Annotated in this window: 17 protein-coding genes and 2 tRNA genes; 4 read left to right on the forward strand and 15 right to left on the reverse strand. The window is 63.4% G+C overall.

Annotated elements, in window-relative coordinates; genetic code table 11:
* Positions 1-91 precede the first annotated feature (91 nt).
* The 4 genes from ACI766_RS25695 (at position 92) to ACI766_RS25710 (ending at position 4,979) form a co-directional block, all read left to right on the forward strand.
* Positions 92-973 carry an oxygenase MpaB family protein gene (locus ACI766_RS25695; RefSeq protein ID WP_023086673.1) on the forward strand — a complete coding sequence of 294 codons (882 nt, stop codon included), beginning with the start codon at positions 92-94 and terminating at the stop codon, positions 971-973.
* Between the two features lie 124 nt (positions 974-1,097).
* Entirely contained in the window at positions 1,098-4,370 is a 3,273-nt protein-coding gene (locus ACI766_RS25700) for a DUF748 domain-containing protein (RefSeq protein ID WP_003116075.1), read from the forward strand.
* Positions 4,371-4,374: 4 nt separating this feature from the next.
* Positions 4,375-4,668, forward strand: coding sequence for a DUF2845 domain-containing protein (locus tag ACI766_RS25705; RefSeq protein ID WP_003100541.1), 294 nt, complete (start codon positions 4,375-4,377; stop codon positions 4,666-4,668).
* Positions 4,665-4,979, forward strand: a complete 315-nt coding sequence (locus ACI766_RS25710; RefSeq protein ID WP_003100526.1) for a DUF2845 domain-containing protein — start codon at positions 4,665-4,667, stop codon at positions 4,977-4,979. The genes ACI766_RS25705 and ACI766_RS25710 overlap by 4 nt, the downstream gene beginning before the upstream one ends.
* 63 nt (positions 4,980-5,042) lie before the next feature.
* Here ACI766_RS25710 and ACI766_RS25715 read toward each other — a convergent pair whose 3' ends face one another.
* The 15 genes from ACI766_RS25715 to folP form a co-directional block, all read right to left on the reverse strand.
* Positions 5,043-5,240 carry a CsbD family protein gene (locus ACI766_RS25715; protein ID WP_003095174.1) on the reverse strand — a complete coding sequence of 66 codons (198 nt, stop codon included), beginning with the start codon at positions 5,238-5,240 and terminating at the stop codon, positions 5,043-5,045.
* Positions 5,241-5,289: 49 nt separating this feature from the next.
* A complete protein-coding gene (locus ACI766_RS25720) occupies positions 5,290-5,634 on the reverse strand; it encodes a BON domain-containing protein (protein ID WP_003095177.1) in 345 nt (114 codons plus the stop codon).
* Between the two features lie 272 nt (positions 5,635-5,906).
* Positions 5,907-8,012 (reverse strand): polyribonucleotide nucleotidyltransferase, encoded by a 2,106-nt coding sequence (pnp, locus tag ACI766_RS25725; protein WP_003095181.1) that lies wholly within the window; start codon positions 8,010-8,012, stop codon positions 5,907-5,909.
* Between the two features lie 173 nt (positions 8,013-8,185).
* Positions 8,186-8,455, reverse strand: coding sequence for a 30S ribosomal protein S15 (rpsO, locus tag ACI766_RS25730; protein WP_003095184.1), 270 nt, complete (start codon positions 8,453-8,455; stop codon positions 8,186-8,188).
* Positions 8,456-8,550: 95 nt separating this feature from the next.
* Complete coding sequence (gene truB / locus ACI766_RS25735; protein ID WP_003100522.1) at positions 8,551-9,465, reverse strand: tRNA pseudouridine(55) synthase TruB; 915 nt, start codon at positions 9,463-9,465, stop codon at positions 8,551-8,553.
* A 2-nt stretch (positions 9,466-9,467) separates the two neighbouring features.
* Positions 9,468-9,857 (reverse strand): 30S ribosome-binding factor RbfA, encoded by a 390-nt coding sequence (rbfA, locus tag ACI766_RS25740; protein ID WP_003095188.1) that lies wholly within the window; start codon positions 9,855-9,857, stop codon positions 9,468-9,470.
* A gap of 102 nt (positions 9,858-9,959) precedes the next feature.
* Positions 9,960-12,482 carry a translation initiation factor IF-2 gene (gene infB / locus ACI766_RS25745; protein WP_003113908.1) on the reverse strand — a complete coding sequence of 841 codons (2,523 nt, stop codon included), beginning with the start codon at positions 12,480-12,482 and terminating at the stop codon, positions 9,960-9,962.
* Positions 12,483-12,509: 27 nt separating this feature from the next.
* The gene (gene nusA / locus ACI766_RS25750) at positions 12,510-13,991 is read right to left on the reverse strand and encodes a transcription termination factor NusA (protein ID WP_003095192.1); all 1,482 of its coding nucleotides are present in this window, start codon (positions 13,989-13,991) and stop codon (positions 12,510-12,512) included.
* 44 nt (positions 13,992-14,035) lie between these two features.
* Complete coding sequence (rimP, locus tag ACI766_RS25755; RefSeq protein WP_003095193.1) at positions 14,036-14,494, reverse strand: ribosome maturation factor RimP; 459 nt, start codon at positions 14,492-14,494, stop codon at positions 14,036-14,038.
* Positions 14,495-14,620: 126 nt separating this feature from the next.
* Positions 14,621-14,697, reverse strand: a tRNA-Met gene (locus ACI766_RS25760).
* A 90-nt stretch (positions 14,698-14,787) separates the two neighbouring features.
* Positions 14,788-14,873, reverse strand: a tRNA-Leu gene (locus tag ACI766_RS25765).
* Positions 14,874-14,886: 13 nt separating this feature from the next.
* Positions 14,887-15,276, reverse strand: coding sequence for a preprotein translocase subunit SecG (gene secG / locus ACI766_RS25770; protein WP_003095194.1), 390 nt, complete (start codon positions 15,274-15,276; stop codon positions 14,887-14,889).
* A gap of 2 nt (positions 15,277-15,278) precedes the next feature.
* Positions 15,279-16,034, reverse strand: coding sequence for a triose-phosphate isomerase (gene tpiA, locus ACI766_RS25775; RefSeq protein WP_024929037.1), 756 nt, complete (start codon positions 16,032-16,034; stop codon positions 15,279-15,281).
* 65 nt (positions 16,035-16,099) lie between these two features.
* Positions 16,100-17,437, reverse strand: coding sequence for a phosphoglucosamine mutase (gene glmM, locus ACI766_RS25780; RefSeq protein ID WP_003095196.1), 1,338 nt, complete (start codon positions 17,435-17,437; stop codon positions 16,100-16,102).
* 16 nt (positions 17,438-17,453) lie between these two features.
* Positions 17,454-18,305 (reverse strand): dihydropteroate synthase, encoded by an 852-nt coding sequence (folP, locus tag ACI766_RS25785; protein ID WP_003121077.1) that lies wholly within the window; start codon positions 18,303-18,305, stop codon positions 17,454-17,456.
* Between the last annotated feature and the right edge of the window lie 4 nt (positions 18,306-18,309).

Genomic DNA, 18,309 nt, shown 5'->3' on the forward strand with positions numbered 1-18,309 from the left:
CAACCGTCCCGCCGCCCTGCGGCGCGGGACGGTTCCAGTCTCTCCGGCGCCTGGGTTAAGCTCGTGCCTGCCCTGTCGTAGCGAGCCCCCCATGGAAAGCGTCCGTCGCCATATCGAAAGCCAGGTGCTGAGCCTTACCGGGCTCGCCGTCGGCGGTGTCGACTTCGAGTCGCCGAAAGGCGATCCGGGCCTGTTCGGCCCCGATGCCGCCTGCTGGAAGGTCCACGGCGACTTCAGCAGCATGATGATCGGCGGCATCGGCGCGCTGCTCCTGCAGATGCTCCATCCGCTGGCCCTGGCGGGGGTGTGGGACCACTCCAATTTCCGCGACGACCTGCTCGGGCGCCTGCGTCGCACCGGTCAGTTCATCTCGGCCACCACCTACGGCCCGCTGGCCGATGCCGAGCGACTGATCGAGCGGGTCCGGCGCATCCACGAAAGCGTCATCGGCCAGTTGCCCGACGGCACGCCCTACTCCGCCAGCGACCCGGACCTGCTGACCTGGGTGCATGTCGCCGAGGTCAGCAGCTTTCTCAAGTCCTACCTGCGCTATCTCAATCCCGACCTGCCGGGCAGCGAGCAGGACCGTTACTACTCGGAAATCGCCCTGGTCGCCGAACGCCTCGGCGCCCGCGCGGTACCGCGCGACCGCCAGCAGATCGCCGCCTACCTGGAGGCGATGCGTCCACGCCTGCGTTGCGACGAACGCACCCGCGAAGTGGTGCGGATTCTCTTCAACGCACCAGCGCCCAGCACCCTGGCCAGGCCGTTCGGCGCGCTGATGCTGCGCGCAGGCGCCGAGCTGTTGCCGGAATGGGCCGGATCGTTGCTCGACCTCCCGTTCAGTCCGCTGCAACGCCGCCTGATCCGCGGCAGCGTCAGGCGCAGCGTACCCTTGCTGCGCTGGGCGGTGCGCAACGCTTCGATGCATCGAGCCTGCCGGCGCATGGGTCTGCCGCCGGTGAGCCACTGAACTTTCGTGCCGTGACAGCAAGAATACCCGTCCAAAGGCTCTGAAACGGCGCGAATCACGGTCGGAACCTTGAGGCCGTGCCATACTCCAACGCACCGCTTAGAACGGAAAACGAAAGAGAGCCATGCCCAAAGGACTGAAACGCGCTGTCAGCGCCCTGCTGATCACCTTCCTCGTCTATTGCCTGCTGGGCTTTCTGCTCATACCCGGCATCGGGCTGCGCGTCGCCAACCAGCAACTGGCGCAATACGCCACCGTCCCCGCACATCTCGAACGTATCGAATTCAACCCCTTCAGCCTGGAATTGACCCTCTGGGGTCTGCGCCTGGGCGAGGAGAAGAACCCCCAGCTCGCCTTCCGCCGGCTGTACGCCAACCTGCAGCTGGACAGCCTGTGGAAACGCCAGCTGCACCTGGCCGACGTCGAGCTGGAAGGTCCGCATACCGAACTGCTGTTCGACGAGAAGGGCCAGCTCAACCTGGCCAGCCTGTTCAGGATCCCGCCGAGCGAATCGCCCGAGCCTGAACAGCCGAGCGACCCGTTCCCGCTGCGCATCGACCGCATCCAACTGGCCGAGGGCAGCCTGCACTTCCAGGACCTGCGACCGAGCGAGCCGGTGGACTTCAGCTTCGATCCGCTGGGCTTCGAGCTGCACAACCTCAGCACCCTGCCCGACGACGGCGCGAAGATGACCCTGGTCGCCACCGGCCCGAACGGCGGCCGCCTCGACTGGGAAGGCGACCTGACCCTGGTGCCGATCACGTCCAGGGGCCACCTGAGCGTCAAGGATATCCAGCTCAAGGCCTGGTGGCCCTATGTCCGCGACAATGCCCCGCTGGTGCTGGAGAACGGCGTGGTCAGCCTCTCCAGCGACTATCGCCTGGACCTGTCCAAGGACACCCAACTGCTGCTCGACAAGGCCGCGCTGAAACTCGCCGACTTCAGCATCAATTCGCCTCAGGGCAAGCCGCTGGCCAAGCTCGCCAGCCTCGACGTGGCCGCTACCACCCTGGACCTGGCCAAGCAGGAAGTGGTGCTCGGCGAAGTCCGTAGCCAGGGCCTGGAAGCCTGGGCCGCGCGCGAGAAGGACGGCCAGCTCGACTGGCAGAAACTGTTCGCCGACTTCACTCCGCCGCCACGCAAGGCGCCTGCGCCCAAGCCGGCGGAAAACACCGATCCCGCCGCTGCCCCGGCCGACGCGGCGCAGACCACCCGCGAACCGGCAACCGACGGTGCCGCCAAGGCAGCCGCGATAGCCTCGGGCGAAGCGGGCAAGGACAGGCCGGCGGAGAAGGGCACCAGCGTCGCCGAGACGAAAAGGGCAACGGACGACAAAGAGTCCGCCAAGGCCGCGGAAGGCGGCGCTGCCGATAAAAAAGTAGCCAAGCAAGAGACGAGCGAGGCTCCGAAGACCGGCAAGGCAACCGGGCAGGAAACGGCCAAGACTGCGGAGATCGACAAGGCGGCCAACGACAAGCCGCAACAGCTCGCCGGCACTGCAAAGACGCCTCCGCCGGAAAGTACGAAAGCCGCCGCGGAGACGCCCGCCAAGCCCTGGCACATCGTCCTGCGCGACGCCCAGCTGCGCGGCTACAAGGCGCACCTGGTGGATCGCCAGCCGGCCACCGAGGTCCCGCTGGAAGTCGGCCCGCTGGACCTCGACCTGCAGAACGTCGACAGCCTCGGCAAGACCCCCTTCGACCTCAAGCTCAAGACCGGCCTCGGCAACCGCGGCCAGGTCCAGGCCAGCGGCCAGGTGGTGCTCGACCCGGTCAGCGCCAGGCTCAAGGTCAGTACCCGCGACATCGACCTGCGCGTGGCCCAGGCCTACATCTCGCCGTTCATCCGCCTGGAACTGCGCAGCGGCTTCCTTGGCAGCGAGCTGGCGGTCGACCTGAAGAGCGTCGAGCCGCTGGCCTTCAGCGTCGACGGCAGCGCCGAAGTCAGCCAGTTGCATACCCTGGATACCATCAAGGACCGCGACTTCGTCAAATGGACCAAGCTGACCCTCAACGGCCTCGCCTATCGGCACGAGGACAGCCTGTCGATCCAGAGCGTGTCCTTCGAGGAGCCCTACGCCCGCTTCATCATCAACGAAGATCGCAGCACCAACGTCAGCGAGCTGATCATCCCGCAACCGGGTAGTTCGTCCGGCAAGGCCGCCGCCGAAAGCAAGAACGCGCCGGCGAGCAAGCCGCTGGGCATCCACATCGGCGGCGTACGGATCAACAACGGCTCGGCGAACTTCGCCGACCTGACCCTGATGCCGCCGTTCGGTACCGCCATCCAGCAGCTCAGCGGCGAAGTCGGCACCCTCGACACGCGCAACTCGCAGCCGGCCAAGGTGGACATCAAGGGCAAGGTCGACAAGTACGCACCGGTGACCATCGCCGGCGAACTGGACCCATTCGACCCGCTGAAGAAGCTCGACATCACCACCAGCTTCAAGCGCGTCGAGCTGACCACCCTGACGCCCTATTCCGGCAAGTTCGCCGGCTACCGCATCCGCAAGGGGCGACTCAACCTGGACCTGCACTACCAGATCGAACGCAGCCAACTGAAGGCGGAAAACAAGGTCCTGCTGGAAGGCCTGCAACTCGGCGAGAAGGTCGATAGCCCGGATGCCGTGGACCTGCCGGTGAAGCTGGCGGTAGCCCTGCTCAAGGACACCAAGGGCAACATCGATATCCAGTTGCCGGTGGCCGGCGACCTGAACAACCCGGAGTTCAGCGTCATGCCGATCGTCTGGCAGACCCTGCGCAACCTGGTCCTGCGCGCCGTGCAGGCGCCGTTCAAGTTCATCGCCGGCCTCGCCGCCGGCGGTAACGAGGATCTCGGCACGGTACCCTTCGCCGCGGGCAGCGACGAGCTGACGCCAGAAGCCCAGGCCAACCTCGACAAGCTCGCCGATGCGCTCAAGGAGCGGCCGGCGCTGCGCCTGGAAGTGGAAGGCGTGGCCTCCGCCGCGGCTGACGGTCCCTCGATCGGCGCCAAGCGTCTCGAACTGGAATACCAGAACACCTACTACCGCATGCTCCAGCGTCGCGGCGACAAGGTACCGAGCGACGCCAAGCAGCTCGAGGTGCCGGAGAACATGCAGGCACCGCTGCTCGAAGGCATCTACCGGACCCGCCTGAAGCAGCAGCCACCGGCCGAGTGGAAGGAACTGGACAGCGACGAACGCACCGCGAAGATGCGCGAAGCGGTGATCGCTTCCTGGGCCAAGAGCCAGGTGCTGCTGCGCCAGATCGGCCAGGCCCGGGCCACCCGGATCAAGGATTACCTGGTGGAGAAAGGCCAGTTGCCGGACGATCGCATCTACTTGATCGACGTCAGTTTCGCCGAAGGCGAAGACAAGGGTAATGTCGACACCCAACTGCACCTGGATAGCGAGTGATACCTTGCACAAGCGATTCGCCGCCCTCGCGGCCCCCCTGCTCTACCTTGCCTGCGCGAGCGCGCAGGCCGACACCATGCGTTGCGGCAGTGCGCTGGTCAGCGTCGGCGACCGGGCCTTCGAAGTACAGCAAAAGTGCGGCGATCCGGATCACCGCGACGACGTCGGCTATACCCTGGGCAGCTACGATCGGCGGGAATTCAAGGTCGAGGAGTGGGTGTACGGCCCGCGCAACGGCGTGACCTACATCCTGACCTTCGAAGCCAACAAGCTGAAACGCATCGAGTTCAAGCGTTGAATCGCTCGCTTCCGCGCACCGGGCTGGTGGCGTTGCTGTCCCTGCTGCCGTTGGCACATGCTCAGGCCGATTCGCTGCGTTGCGGCAGCCGCCTGGTGAGTACCGGCGACAGCAGCGCCGACGTCCTTGCGCGCTGCGGCGAGCCACGCAGCCGCGACAGCCTGGGTTATCGCGAGGTCGTCGGGGAATGGGGCAAGCGCTACGAGGTCGAGGTCCAGGAATGGGTCTATGGCCCATGGAACGGCATGCTGTATTTCGTCCGTTTCGAGGGCAACCGCCTCAGCGCCATCCAGAGCCGGCGCGGCGACTGAATCCAGCGCCCATGAAAAAGCCCCGCCGGGCAATCTATCCCGGCGGGGCTTCTTTCTACGTGCTCACAGGCGGTCGCTGAAGTCGCGAACTTCCTGTTCGGCCCTTTCCTTGGACCAGCCATAGCGTTCCTGCAGCTTGCCGACCAGGTATTCGGCATGTCCGTCGGCAGCCTGGAGATCGTCGTCGGTCAGATCGCCCCAACGCTCCTTGATCTTGCCGGTGAGTTGCTTCCACTTACCTTTGATCACATCGGAATTCATCGGTCTTCCTCCTGGTGACGAGGGAAAAGGGATCGTTCGGCCCGGGCGCTTACTCGACCGATTTCAGGCCATCGGCGGAAACGGCTTTCACGCCCTTGATGCCCTTGGCGGTCTCGATCGCCAGGTCACGCTCGGCATCGCTCTTCACGTTGCCGGAAAGGGAAACCACACCTTTGTTGGTCTCGACCTTGATATCGACGCCACTGACATTCTTGTTGGCGATCAGGCTGGATTTCACCTTGCTGGTGATCCAGGTATCGGAAACCGCTTCTTCGGTTTTCTGCATAGTGTCGTTGGCCGCCAGGCTGATGGGCTGGGCAGCGAACGCATTGGCCATCGAGAAGCTCAGAGCAGTGGCAGTAGCAGCGGCAATAGCGAGTTTGCTGAATTTCATTGCGGTTTCTCCTATGGATTTCGAAAAACTGCAGCCATTCCTGGCGTCAGTTGCATAGTAGATATCGCAAGCGCTGTGCCAGTTTTCCTCTAAAATAAAATCCTTTAAAAACAATAGGTTAAAAAACAGGTCGGAAGCGAGACGGTTGCAGAATGCCGAATTGGCGATGGCAGGGCTTGCAAAATGCAAGGATTCACCCCCTTCGCCGAGAAGCGTGTCGCGGAAACGAAAACAGGGCCCGAGGGCCCTGTTTTCATCGATCACGACTCGACTTACACGCCGGAAGCTTCGGCGGCAGCCACGTCCTTGATCGACAGCTTGATGCGGCCACGGTTGTCCACGTCGAGCACCAGGACCTTCACTTCCTGGCCTTCCTGCAGCACGTCGGTGACCTTGTCGATGCGCTTGTCGCTGATCTGCGAGATATGCACCAGGCCGTCCTTGCCCGGCAGGATGTTGACGAAGGCACCGAAGTCGACGATGCGCTCCACCTTGCCGACGTAGATCTTGCCGATCTCGGCTTCCGCGGTGATCGCCAGGACGCGCAGCTTGGCGGCCTCGGCGGCTTCCTTGGTTTCGCCGTAGATCTTCACGCTGCCATCGTCCTCGATGTCGATCGAGGCCTTGGTCTCTTCGCAGATACCACGGATGGTCGCGCCGCCCTTGCCGATGACGTCGCGGATCTTGTCCGAGTCGATCTTCATCTGCAGCATGGTCGGGGCGTTCTCAGACAGCTCGGCGCGAGGCTTGGCGATGACCTGGTTCATCTGGCCGAGGATGTTCAGGCGAGCTTCCAGGGCCTGGCCCAGGGCGATCTCCATGATCTCTTCGGTGATACCGTTGATCTTGATGTCCATCTGCAGGGCGGTGACGCCCTTGTCGGTACCGGCAACCTTGAAGTCCATGTCGCCCAGGTGGTCTTCGTCACCGAGGATGTCGGTCAGGACGGCGAACTTCTCGCCTTCCTTGACCAGGCCCATGGCGATACCGGCGACCGGCGCCTTGACCGGCACACCGGCATCCATCAGCGCCAGGGAGGCGCCGCACACGGAGGCCATCGAGCTGGAACCGTTGGACTCGGTGATCTCGGAAACCACGCGAATGGTGTAGGGGAACTCGTCCTGGGTCGGCAGCATGGCGGCGACGCCACGACGGGCCAGACGGCCATGGCCGATTTCACGACGACCCGGGCTGCCCATGCGGCCGCACTCGCCTACCGAGAACGGCGGGAAGTTGTAGTGCAGCATGAAGGCGTCCTTGCGCTCGCCTTCCAGGGTATCCAGCAACTGGGCATCGCGCGCGGTGCCGAGGGTCGCGACGACCAGGGCCTGGGTTTCGCCACGGGTGAACAGCGCGGAACCGTGGGTCTTGCCGAGCACGCCGACTTCGATGCGCAGCGGACGCACGGTACGGGTGTCACGACCGTCGATACGCGGCTTGCCGTTGACGATGTTCTCGCGAACGGTGCGGTATTCCAGCAGGCCGAATACGTCCTTGACCTCGGAAGCCGGGAACTTGCCCTCTTCCTCGCCGGCGAACAGGGCCACGGCCTGATCGCGCAGCTCGCCCAGACGGTTGTAGCGGTCCTGCTTGATGGTGATGGTATAGGCCTGGGAGATCGCTTCGCCCAGCTCTGCCTTGATGGCGTTAACCAGCACGGTGTTTTCCGCCGGGGCTTTCCAGTCCCAGGCCGGCTTGCCAGCTTCGGCGGCCAGCTCCTTGACGGCACGGATCACCGCCTGGAACTCGTCGTGGGCGAACAGCACGGCACCGAGCATCTGGTCTTCGGTCAGTTCGTCGGCCTCGGACTCCACCATCAGCACGGCGTCTTCGGTACCGGCCACGACCATGTCGAGGCTGGAACTCTGCAGTTGCTCGTAGGTGGGGTTGAGGATGTAGCCGATTTCCGGGTGGAAACCGACGCGGGCGGCGCCGATCGGGCCGGCGAACGGAATGCCGGAGATCGCCAGGGCGGCGGAGGTACCGATCATCGCGGCGATGTCCGGATCGGACTTCTTGTTGGTGGAAACGACGGTGCAGACGACCTGCACTTCATTCATGAAACCTTCGGGGAACAGCGGACGGATCGGACGGTCGATCAGGCGCGAGGTCAGGGTTTCCTTCTCGGAAGGACGTCCTTCACGCTTGAAGAAACCGCCGGGGATACGGCCTGCGGCGTAGGTCTTTTCCTGGTAGTGCACGGACAGCGGGAAGAAGTCGCGGCCTTCGGCCGGCGACTTGGCGCCGACCACGGTGACCAGCACGCTGACGTCGTCCATGGTGACCAGTACGGCGCCGGTGGCCTGGCGAGCGATACGGCCGGTCTCGAGAGTGACGGTCGACTGACCGAACTGGAATTGCTTGGTTACCGGGTTCACGGTGTCTTTACCTTCTATGTTGCCTTGGGGGAAATCGGTGGAATGCCGGGAGTCGGACCCGAATCGATTCCTAGAAAGCGCGAAGCTGGAAGCCCGACGCCGATACCCGCCTCGTGTGCGGGTATCGACGCCAGACTTCCAGCTCCTTGCTTCAAGCTGCCGACCGGCGTCGCTTAGCGACGCAGACCCAGACGGCCGATCAGGGCAGTGTAGCGAGACACGTCTTTGCCCTTCAGGTAGTCCAGCAGCTTACGGCGCTGGTTAACCATACGGATCAGACCACGGCGGGAATGGTGATCCTTGCCGTTGGCCTTGAAGTGATCCTGCAGCTTGTTGATGTTGGCGGACAGCAGGGCTACCTGCACTTCCGGGGAACCGGTGTCGCCTTCAGCTTGCTTGTATTCGTTAACGATCTGCGCTTTTTCTTCAACGCTCAGTGCCATGATGGGCTTCCTCTGAGTGAACAGGCCGGGAATCGCTTCCCGTGTTTTAAAAGGAGGAATGACCGTGCCTGCTGACAGCCACCCTCGTATCGGTCTTATGACCGAATCAGTCGACGCGGGGCGATACGCCCGTCGTCGGTCACTTCACCGATACCGATGAAACGACCTGTGTGATCCTGCACCCGCAGCCAGCCGAACTTCGGCGCTTCCGGGGCCCGCACCGGCTGCCCGTGCAGCCAGTAGTACGCACTGTGCTCGGACAACTGCAACACCGGCCAATGCAACAGGCCGCTGTCTTCCGGCATCAGGAATTGGTCCAGCGCTTCCGGACCACCTTCGGCATGCACGCGTTCGAGCGTCTCGAGGGTGATCGCCTGGGCCAGGGCGAACGGCCCGGCCTGGGTCCGCCGCAGTGCCGCGACGTGCGCGCCGCAGCCCAGGACCTGGCCGAGATCTTCCACCAGCGTACGCACGTAGGTGCCTTTGCTGCAGGAAACGGCCAGGGTCGCACAGGGCGGCTCGAAGGAGAGCAAATCCAGGCGCGTAATAGTAACAGAACGCGCCTCGCGCTCCACTACCTCTCCTGCACGGGCGAGCTTGTACAGCGGCTGTCCGTCTTTCTTCAGCGCCGAGTACATCGGCGGCACCTGCTCTATGTCGCCACGGAAGCGCGGCAGGGCCTGTTCGAGATCGTCCCGACCGACGGTCACGTCCCGCTCGGCGAGCAGTTCGCCCTCGGCGTCGCCGGTGGTGGTGGTGATGCCCATGCGCATCACCGTCTCGTAACCCTTGTCGGCATCGAGAAGATACTGGGAGAACTTGGTCGCCTCGCCGAAGCACAGCGGCAGCACCCCGGTGGCCAGTGGGTCGAGGCTGCCGGTGTGGCCGGCCTTCTCGGCATTGAGCAGCCAGCGGACTTTCTGCAGTGCCTGGTTGGAACTCATGCCGCGCGGCTTGTCGAGCACCAGGATGCCGCTGATGGAGCGGCGGATACGCTTCACCTGGGCCACGCTCAGTCCTCGGTCTCGTCGCCGTGGCGGCGGCCGTCTTCGGCCACCGCACGCTCGATCAGCGCCGACAGCTCGGCGCCGCGGCGGATGCTTTCGTCGTAGTGGAAATGCAGTTGCGGCACGCTGCGCAGCTTCATCGACTTGCCCAGCAGCATGCGCAGGTAGCCGGCGGCGTCGTTGAGGATTTCCATGTTCAGGGCGATCTTGCCGGCATCGTCCTGGCCCATGACGGTGATGAACACCTTGGCGTGCGCCACGTCGCGGCTGACCTCGACACCGGTGATGGTGACCAGGCCCAGGCGCGGGTCCTTGATCTCGCGCTGGATCAGTTGAGCCAGTTCGCGTTGCATCTGATCGCCGATACGCTGGGTACGGCTGTAGTCTTTTGCCATTTTTCAACCTGCCTCCAGCGACACCCGGCCACTGGAAAAAAAAGCGACAAACGCCCGGGACAGCTGGAAGCCGGCCCGGGCGCTGTGGTTACGCACTCGCCATCAAAGGCTGCGTGCGACTTCGACCTTCTCGAACACTTCGATCTTGTCGCCGACCTTGACGTCGTTGTAGCTCTTCACGCCGATGCCGCACTCCATGCCGGCACGCACTTCGGCGACGTCGTCCTTGAAGCGACGGAGAGACTCCAGCTCGCCTTCGAAGATGACCACGTCGTCGCGCAGCACGCGGATCGGACGGTTGCGGTGCACCATGCCCTCGGTGACCATGCAGCCGGCGATCGCGCCGAACTTCGGCGAGCGGAACACGTCGCGCACCTCGGCGATGCCCAGGATGTTCTCCCGCAGGTCGCTGCCGAGCATGCCGGTCAGGGCCTTCTTGACGTCCTCGATGATGTCGTAGATCACGTTGTAGTAACGCATATCCAGACCTTCGGCTTCGACGATCTTGCGCGCGCCGGCGTCGGCGCGCACGTTGAAGCCGAACAGCACCGCGTTGGAAGCCAGCGCCAGGTTGGCGTCGGACTCGGTGATGCCACCGACGCCGCCACCGACCACGCGGACCTGCACTTCGTCGTTGCCCAGGCCGCTGAGCGAGCCTTGCAGAGCCTCGAGCGAACCGCGCACATCGGCCTTGAGGACGATGTTCAGGGTCTTCTTCTCTTCCTGGCCCATGTTCTCGAAGATGTTTTCCAGCTTGCCGGCATGGGCTCGCGCCAGTTTCACCTCACGGAACTTGCCTTGACGGAACAGGGCGACTTCGCGGGCCTTCTTCTCGTCGGCGACCACGGTCATCTCGTCACCGGCATCCGGCGTACCGTCCAGGCCGAGGATCTCGACCGGGATCGACGGGCCGGCTTCCTTGATCGGCTTGCCGTTCTCGTCGAGCATGGCGCGGACACGACCGTAGTTGATGCCGACCAGCACCATGTCGCCCTGGCGCAGGGTACCGTCCTGGACCAGCACGGTGGCCACCGGGCCGCGTCCCTTGTCCAGGCGCGACTCGACCACCACGCCACGGCCCGGGGCCGACGGAGTGGCTTTCAGTTCGAGCACTTCTGCCTGCAGCAGGACCGCTTCGAGCAGTTCATCGACGCCAGTACCGAGCTTCGCCGAAACCGGGACGAAGGGAGCGTCGCCGCCCCACTCTTCCGGGATCACGTCGAGAGCGGCCAGGCCGTTCTTGATGTTGTCCGGGTTGGCCTCGGGCTTGTCGATCTTGTTCACCGCGACCACGATCGGCACGCCCGCCGCTTTCGCGTGCTGCACGGCTTCCTGGGTCTGCGGCATGACGCCGTCGTCGGCCGCGACCACCAGGATCACGATGTCGGTCGCCTGGGCGCCACGGGCACGCATCGCGGTGAACGCGGCGTGGCCGGGGGTATCCAGGAAGGTCACCATGCCACGCTCGGTTTCGACGTGGTAGGCACCGATATGCTGGGTGATGCCACCGGCCTCGCCCGCGGCGACCTTGGCGCGACGGATGTAGTCGAGCAGCGAGGTCTTGCCGTGGTCGACGTGGCCCATGACGGTGACGACCGGCGCGCGGGTGACCGCCTCGCCTTCGAACTTCAGGGACTCGGCCAGTTGTTCTTCCAGCGCGTTCTCGCTGACCAGCTTGACCTTGTGGCCCAGCTCTTCGGCGACCAGTTGGGCGGTCTCCTGGTCCAGGACCTGGTTGATGGTCACCGGGGAGCCCATCTTGAACATGAACTTGACGACTTCGGCACCCTTGACCGACATCTGGGCGGCCAACTCGGCTACGGTGATGGTCTCACCGATGTTCACTTCACGCACGATCGGTCCTGTCGGGTTCTGGAACCCGTGCTGGTTGCGCTTCTTCAGCTTCGACTTGCCACCACGACCGCCGCGACGGTAACCATCGCTTTCCTCGTCGGTGCTGCGTGGAGCCACGCGCGGAGCAGGAACCTTTTCCTTCTCCTTGACCGAGGGACGGTGCTGGGTGTGCTTGCGGTCGCGGCGGTCATCGTCCTCGTCACGCTTGGGCACGCGGCGCGGCTCTTCCTTCTTGCGCTCTTCCACGGCGGCAGGCTTGGCCACTGGTTCGGCAACCGCGACATCCGCCACCACGGCAGGCTCGGCACCGGCAGTAGCCGCTGCTTCCTGGGCAGCCTTGGCACGCGCAGCTTCCTCGGCCTTGCGCGCTTCCTCTTCGGCACGCTGGCGGGCAGCGGCCTCTTCGGCCTTCAGACGCTCCGCCTCTTCCGCCGCGCGCTGCTCCTCGAGTTCGCGCTGGCGCTCGGCCTCGATCTCGTCGGGGCTGCGCTTGACATAGGTTTTCTTCTTGCGAACTTCGACGCTCACCGTCTTGCTGCCACCCACTTTCAGCGTGGTAGTGGTCTTGCGTTGCAGGGTGATCTTGCGCGGCTCGCTGGCGCGATCGCCATGGCTGCCTTTCAGGTGGGTCAGCAGGGCTTGCTTCTCGCTATCCGTTACAACTTGTTCGGCACTGGTGTGCGGCAGACCTGCGTCACGCATCTGCAGCAGCAGGCGCTCCACCGGTGTGTCGACCACCTGGGCCAGTTCTTTCACCGTGACTTGCGTCATGCACTTCTCTCCTCAGGCCGCGACTGCTTACTCGAACCAATGGGCCCGGGCGGCCATGATCAACTTGCCGGCACGCTCTTCGTCCATGCCGTCGATGTCGAGCAGATCGTCGATCGATTGCTCGGCCAGATCTTCACGGGTGGTTACGCCACGCAGCGCCAGGTCCAGGGCCAGCTCCTTGCTCATGCCATCGAGGCTGAGCAGGTCTTCTGCCGGTTGTGCGTCGGCGAGCTTCTCTTCGGTCGCAATGGCCTTGGTCAGCAGGCGATCCTTGGCACGGGAGCGCAGCTCGTTGACGATGTCTTCGTCGAAGCCATCGATGCTGAGCATCTCTTCCATCGGTACGTAGGCGATTTCCTCAAGAGTCGTGAAGCCCTCTTCCACCAGTACCTGGGCCAGTTCCTCGTCGACATCCAGCTCGTCGACGAAGCGCTGCAGGATATCCCCGGTCTCGGCCTGTTGCTTGGCCTGGATATCCGCCTCGGTCATCACATTCAGGGTCCAGCCGGTCAACTGGCTGGCCAGACGGACGTTCTGGCCACTGCGGCCGATAGCCTGCGCCAGATTGTCCTCGGCGACGGCGATATCCATGGTATGGGTATCCTCGTCGACGATGATCGCCGCCACCTCGGCCGGAGCCATGGCGTTGATCACGAATTGCGCCGGGTTGTCGTCCCACAGGACGATGTCCACCCGCTCTCCACCGATCTCGCCGGATACCGCCTGGACGCGCGAACCGCGCATGCCGATGCAGGCGCCCTGCGGGTCGATGCGCTTGTCCTTGGAACGAACGGCGATCTTGGCGCGCGAGCCCGGGTCACGGGCGGCGGCCATCACGTCGATCAACTGCTCGGCGATTTCCGGTACTTCGATGCGGAACAGCTCGATCAGCATTTCCGGCGCGGTACGCGACAGGACCAGTTGAGGACCGCGGTTCTCGGTACGGATCTCCTTCAGCAGGGCACGCACGCGGGTGCCAACGCGGAAGGTCTCGCGCGGAATGATCTGGTCGCGGGCCAGCAGCGCCTCGGCGTTGTTGCCGAGATCGACGATGACGTTGTCGCGGGTGACCTTCTTCACGGTACCGGAAATGATCTCGCCGACCTTCTCGCGGTAGGCATCGACCACCTGGGCGCGCTCGGCCTCGCGGACCTTCTGCACGATGACCTGCTTGGCAGTCTGCGCAGCGATGCGGCCGAACTCGATGGATTCGATCTTTTCTTCGATGACCTCGCCGACCTTCGCGCCCGGCTTCTGCTCCTGGACGTCCTCGACGGTGATCTCGGTGGCGGGGTCCTGGTAGTCCTCGTCGGCGACGACGTGCCAACGACGGAAAGTCTCGTAGCTGCCGTTATGACGATTGATCTCGACGCGCAGGTCGACCTCGTCCTCGAAACGTTTCTTGGTGGCGGTCGCCAGAGCCAGCTCCAGCGCCTCGAAAATCACGCCGGCCGGTACGCCCTTTTCGTTGGATACCGACTCAACAACCAGCAGTACTTCTTTGCTCATTGTACGCCTCGCCTTTCAATCCATTGGATCCGCGGATTCGCGTCTCAATCAAAACGGGGAATGATGTTGGCCTTGTCGATCGAATCGATCGGCAGCAGGTACTCGTGATCGTCCACCAGGACCACCACATCCTGCTCCTCCACACCACGGAGAATGCCTTGGTAGTTACGCCGCCCCTCATAGGGCGAACGCAGCCTGATCTTCACTTGCTCGCCGGCATGCTTGGCGAACTGTTCGAGGGTGAACAGCGGCCGATCCATGCCCGGAGAGGACACCTCCAGGGTGTACTCGCCGCTGATCGGGTCTTCGACGTCGAGAATACCGCTGACCTGCCGACTGACGGCTTCACAGTCATCGATGAGGATGCCTTCGGGGCGGTCGATATAGACGCGCAACACCGAATGACGACCCTGGGAAATGAACTCGACGCCCCAGCACTCATAGCCGAGCGCCTCGACCACAGGGGCCAGCAAGGCCTGCAACTGTTCTAGCTTGCTCGACACCTGATCGCCTCGCGTATGTCGTAGAAACAAAAAATGGGCGAAACGCCCATCCCTAAATTGCCACTCGGAACCGTGGCATGGACTGTCCAGCTAACAAAAAGCCCCTAAAAAGGGGCCCTGAAAAACTGGTTGCGGGGGCTGGATTTGAACCAACGACCTTCGGGTTATGAGCCCGACGAGCTACCAGACTGCTCCACCCCGCGTCAAAGCTGGTGCAAGATTATACGACCGACACCCTGATGGGTCAACCGAACCTTGCGGAGACAAACCCCGCAGGACGGGGCTTGCTTATATGGTACCGAGGAGGGGACTCGAACCCCTACAGCCTATGGCCACTACCACCTCAAGGTAGCGTGTCTACCAATTCCACCACCTCGGCAGAAACCTTTCTCTTACTTCTGTTCAGGAGCCGCCGGTACATCGCCCGCACTTTCCGCAGGCTTGGACTGCTCCTGAAGAACCGGCACATCGTCAGCGGCCGGTGCTTTCTCTTGCTTCTGCTCCAGAACTGCCGGATCCGGCAGTCCGATGTGTTGCAGAGCATCAGACTTTTCTTTAGCGAAGTACGCTAAGCCAAGGCTGGTCAAGAAAAAAACCGCTGCCAGTATACCAGTAATCCGACTCAAAAAGGTAGCGGAACCTTGGCTTCCGAAAACAGTTGCCGAAGCACCTGCACCGAAAGAAGCCCCTGCATCCGCACCCTTGCCATGCTGAACGAGGATCAGGCCAACAAGACCCAATGCCATCAGCAGATGCACGACAATTACGACCTTTTCCAGCATCTTCAGCTTCCCGCGGCACGACAGATCGCGCCGAACTCATCCGCATTGAGGGAGGCTCCACCTACCAGCCCCCCATCGATATCCGGCATGCCGAACAACTCGGCTGCACTTGCCGCCTTTACACTGCCGCCGTAAAGGAGTCGCACACCTTTTGCGACCTCGGCATTTTCCGCTGCCAGTTGCGCGCGGATCGCCGCGTGCACTTCCTGGGCTTGCGCGGGGGACGCGGTCAACCCGGTCCCGATCGCCCAGACCGGCTCGTAAGCCACGACTGCGCGAGCAAAAGCTCCAACACCCAACTCGTCGATCACGCTTCCCAGCTGCCTTGCGACAACCTCCAGCGTCTTGCCCGCCTCGCGCTCCACCCGGGTCTCCCCGACACACAGCACCGGCACCAGGCCGCACGACTGAGCCGCGGCAAACTTGCGACTCACAACCTCGTCACTCTCGCCGAGAATCAGGCGACGCTCCGAGTGGCCTACAAGGACCATGCTACAACCGACATCCGCCAACTGACTGGGAGCAGTCTCACCGGTCAGCGCGCCTTGCATCGGCTCGACGGCGCTGTTCTGCGCACCTACATCGATCGCCTTGCCGGCCAGGCCCTGGATGACCTGGCTGATGAACAAGCAAGGCGGCATCACAGCTACATCGACTCCGCTCGGCAACGCCAGCTGACGCAAGCCTTTGATCAACTCGGCCACACTGGAATGCGTACCGTGCATTTTCCAGTTACCGGCCACCAAGGGTCGACGCATGCTGTACCTCGCGGGGCAAAGTGGGCGCAGATGTTACTCAACAGTTTCCAGACTGGCAAGCAAAATCAAGCACATACCTCAGAAACAATTTTTGCCAGCTGTTCGGCGTGGGCACGAACGCTAGCTTCCTCGTCGCCCTCGACCATCACCCGGACCAACGGCTCCGTGCCGGATTTGCGCAGCAGGACACGACCGCGCCCGCCCATTTGCTCGGTGACGCGGACGCTGGCCTCCTTCACCGAGGGGTGCTCGAGCGGATCGTTTTCGCCCTTGAAGCGCACATTGATCAGCACCTGGGGGCACTTGCGAATCCCCTGGCGCGCCTCGGCCAGGGTCTGGCCGCGATGCTTGAGCGCCATCAGCACCTGTAGCGCCGCGATGATGGCATCGCCCGTCGTGGTGTTCTGGCAGCAGACGATATGCCCCGAATTCTCCCCTCCCAGCATCCAGTTCCGAGCCAGCAGTTCGGCCATCACATAGCGATCGCCGACCTTCGCCCGCACGAACGGGATATGCAGTTCCTGCAAAGCCAGCTCCAGGCCGAGGTTGCTCATCAGGGTGCCGACCACACCGCCTTGCAGGCGCCCGCTTTCCTGCAGGTCGCGCGCGATGAGGAAAAGCAGTTCGTCGCCATCCACGACCGCACCGGTATGGTCGACCATCATCACCCGGTCGCCGTCGCCGTCGAAGGCGATGCCGAGGTCGGCATGGTGCTCGACCACCGCAGCCTGCAGGCCATCCAGGTGAGTGGAACCGCACTTGTCGTTGATGTTCAGGCCATTCGGGCTGGCCGCCAGCACCGTCACTTCCGCGCCCAGTTCCCGGAAGACGCTGGGAGCGATCTTGTAGGTAGCGCCGTTGGCGCAGTCGAGCACGACCTTGAGACCGTTGAAGTCGGTGCTGGTCGGCACGCTGCTCTTACAGAATTCGATGTAGCGCCCCGCCGCGTCATTGATCCGCGAAACCTTGCCGAGACGGGCGGACTCCACCACGGTCATCGGCGCATCGAGCAGTTCCTCGATCATCAGCTCGACGTCATCCGGCAGCTTGGTCCCCTGCCCGGAGAAGAACTTGATGCCGTTGTCGTCGTGGGGATTGTGCGAAGCGCTGATCACCACCCCGGCCTCGGCGTGGAAAGTCCGCGTCAGGTAGGCGATGCCGGGGGTAGGCATCGGTCCCAGCAACAGGGTATCGGCGCCGGAAGCGGAGAGCCCCGCCTCGAAGGCCGACTCGAACATGTAACCCGAGCTGCGCGTGTCCTTGCCGATCAGGACCCGGCAGTTGCCCTGCCGGCGGAAGGCCATGCCCACCGCCCAGCCCAGCTTGAGAACGAAGTCCGGAGTAATCGGAAACTCGCCAACACGACCACGGATACCGTCAGTCCCGAAGTATTTTCTGCTCATCTTTTGTCTTCCGTGCTCAATCCGCCATTTCAACGGCGGAGATCATTCGCATCACGTCGACGGTCGCCGCCACGTCATGCACTCGAATTATCCGTGCGCCCTTGGCCAGCGCCAGGGCCGCCAGAGCTAGGCTGCCGTAGAGGCGTTCGTCCACCTCCCGCCCCAGTACCTTGCCGATCATGCTCTTGCGCGAAACGCCGACCAACAACGGCAAGCCCAGGCCATGGAGTGCCTGCAGATGCCTGAACAGCACCAGGTTGTGCTCCAGTGTCTTGGCAAAACCGAAACCCGGATCCAGCAACAGCCGCTCGCGGTCGATTCCGGCCGCCACGCAGGCATTCACACGCTCCTGCAGGAACGCGCCGACTTCCGCCACCACATCCTGGTAGGCAGGCGCATCCTGCATGGTCTGCGGTTCTCCACGCATGTGCATGAGGCAGACCGCCAGGCCGCTATCCACCGCAGCATCCAGCGCACCGTCGCGCTGCAGCGAACGGACGTCGTTGATCAGACCCGCTCCGAGACGCGCAGTTTCGCGCATGACCGCGGGCGTGGAGGTATCCACCGAAATCACGACGTCCAGCTCGCGAGCGATGCGTTCGACTACCGGAGCGACCCGCTCCAGCTCCTCCGTCGGAGAAACGCTGCGCGCACCGGGACGGGTCGACTCGCCGCCGACGTCGATGAGCGTTGCGCCTTCCCGCACCATGCGCTCGGCATGCCGCAGGGCATCGTCCAGCCGGTCGTAACGGCCGCCATCGGAAAAGGAATCGGGGGTGACATTGAGGATGCCCATGACATGTGGGCGGGCCAAATCAAGAACCCGACTGCCGCAAGGCAGTCGGGTCGGGTATTGCGGATTGCTCATTCAG

The sequence above is a fragment of the Pseudomonas sp. DL genome (assembly GCF_047199225.1).
GTDB lineage: Bacteria > Pseudomonadota > Gammaproteobacteria > Pseudomonadales > Pseudomonadaceae > Pseudomonas > Pseudomonas aeruginosa.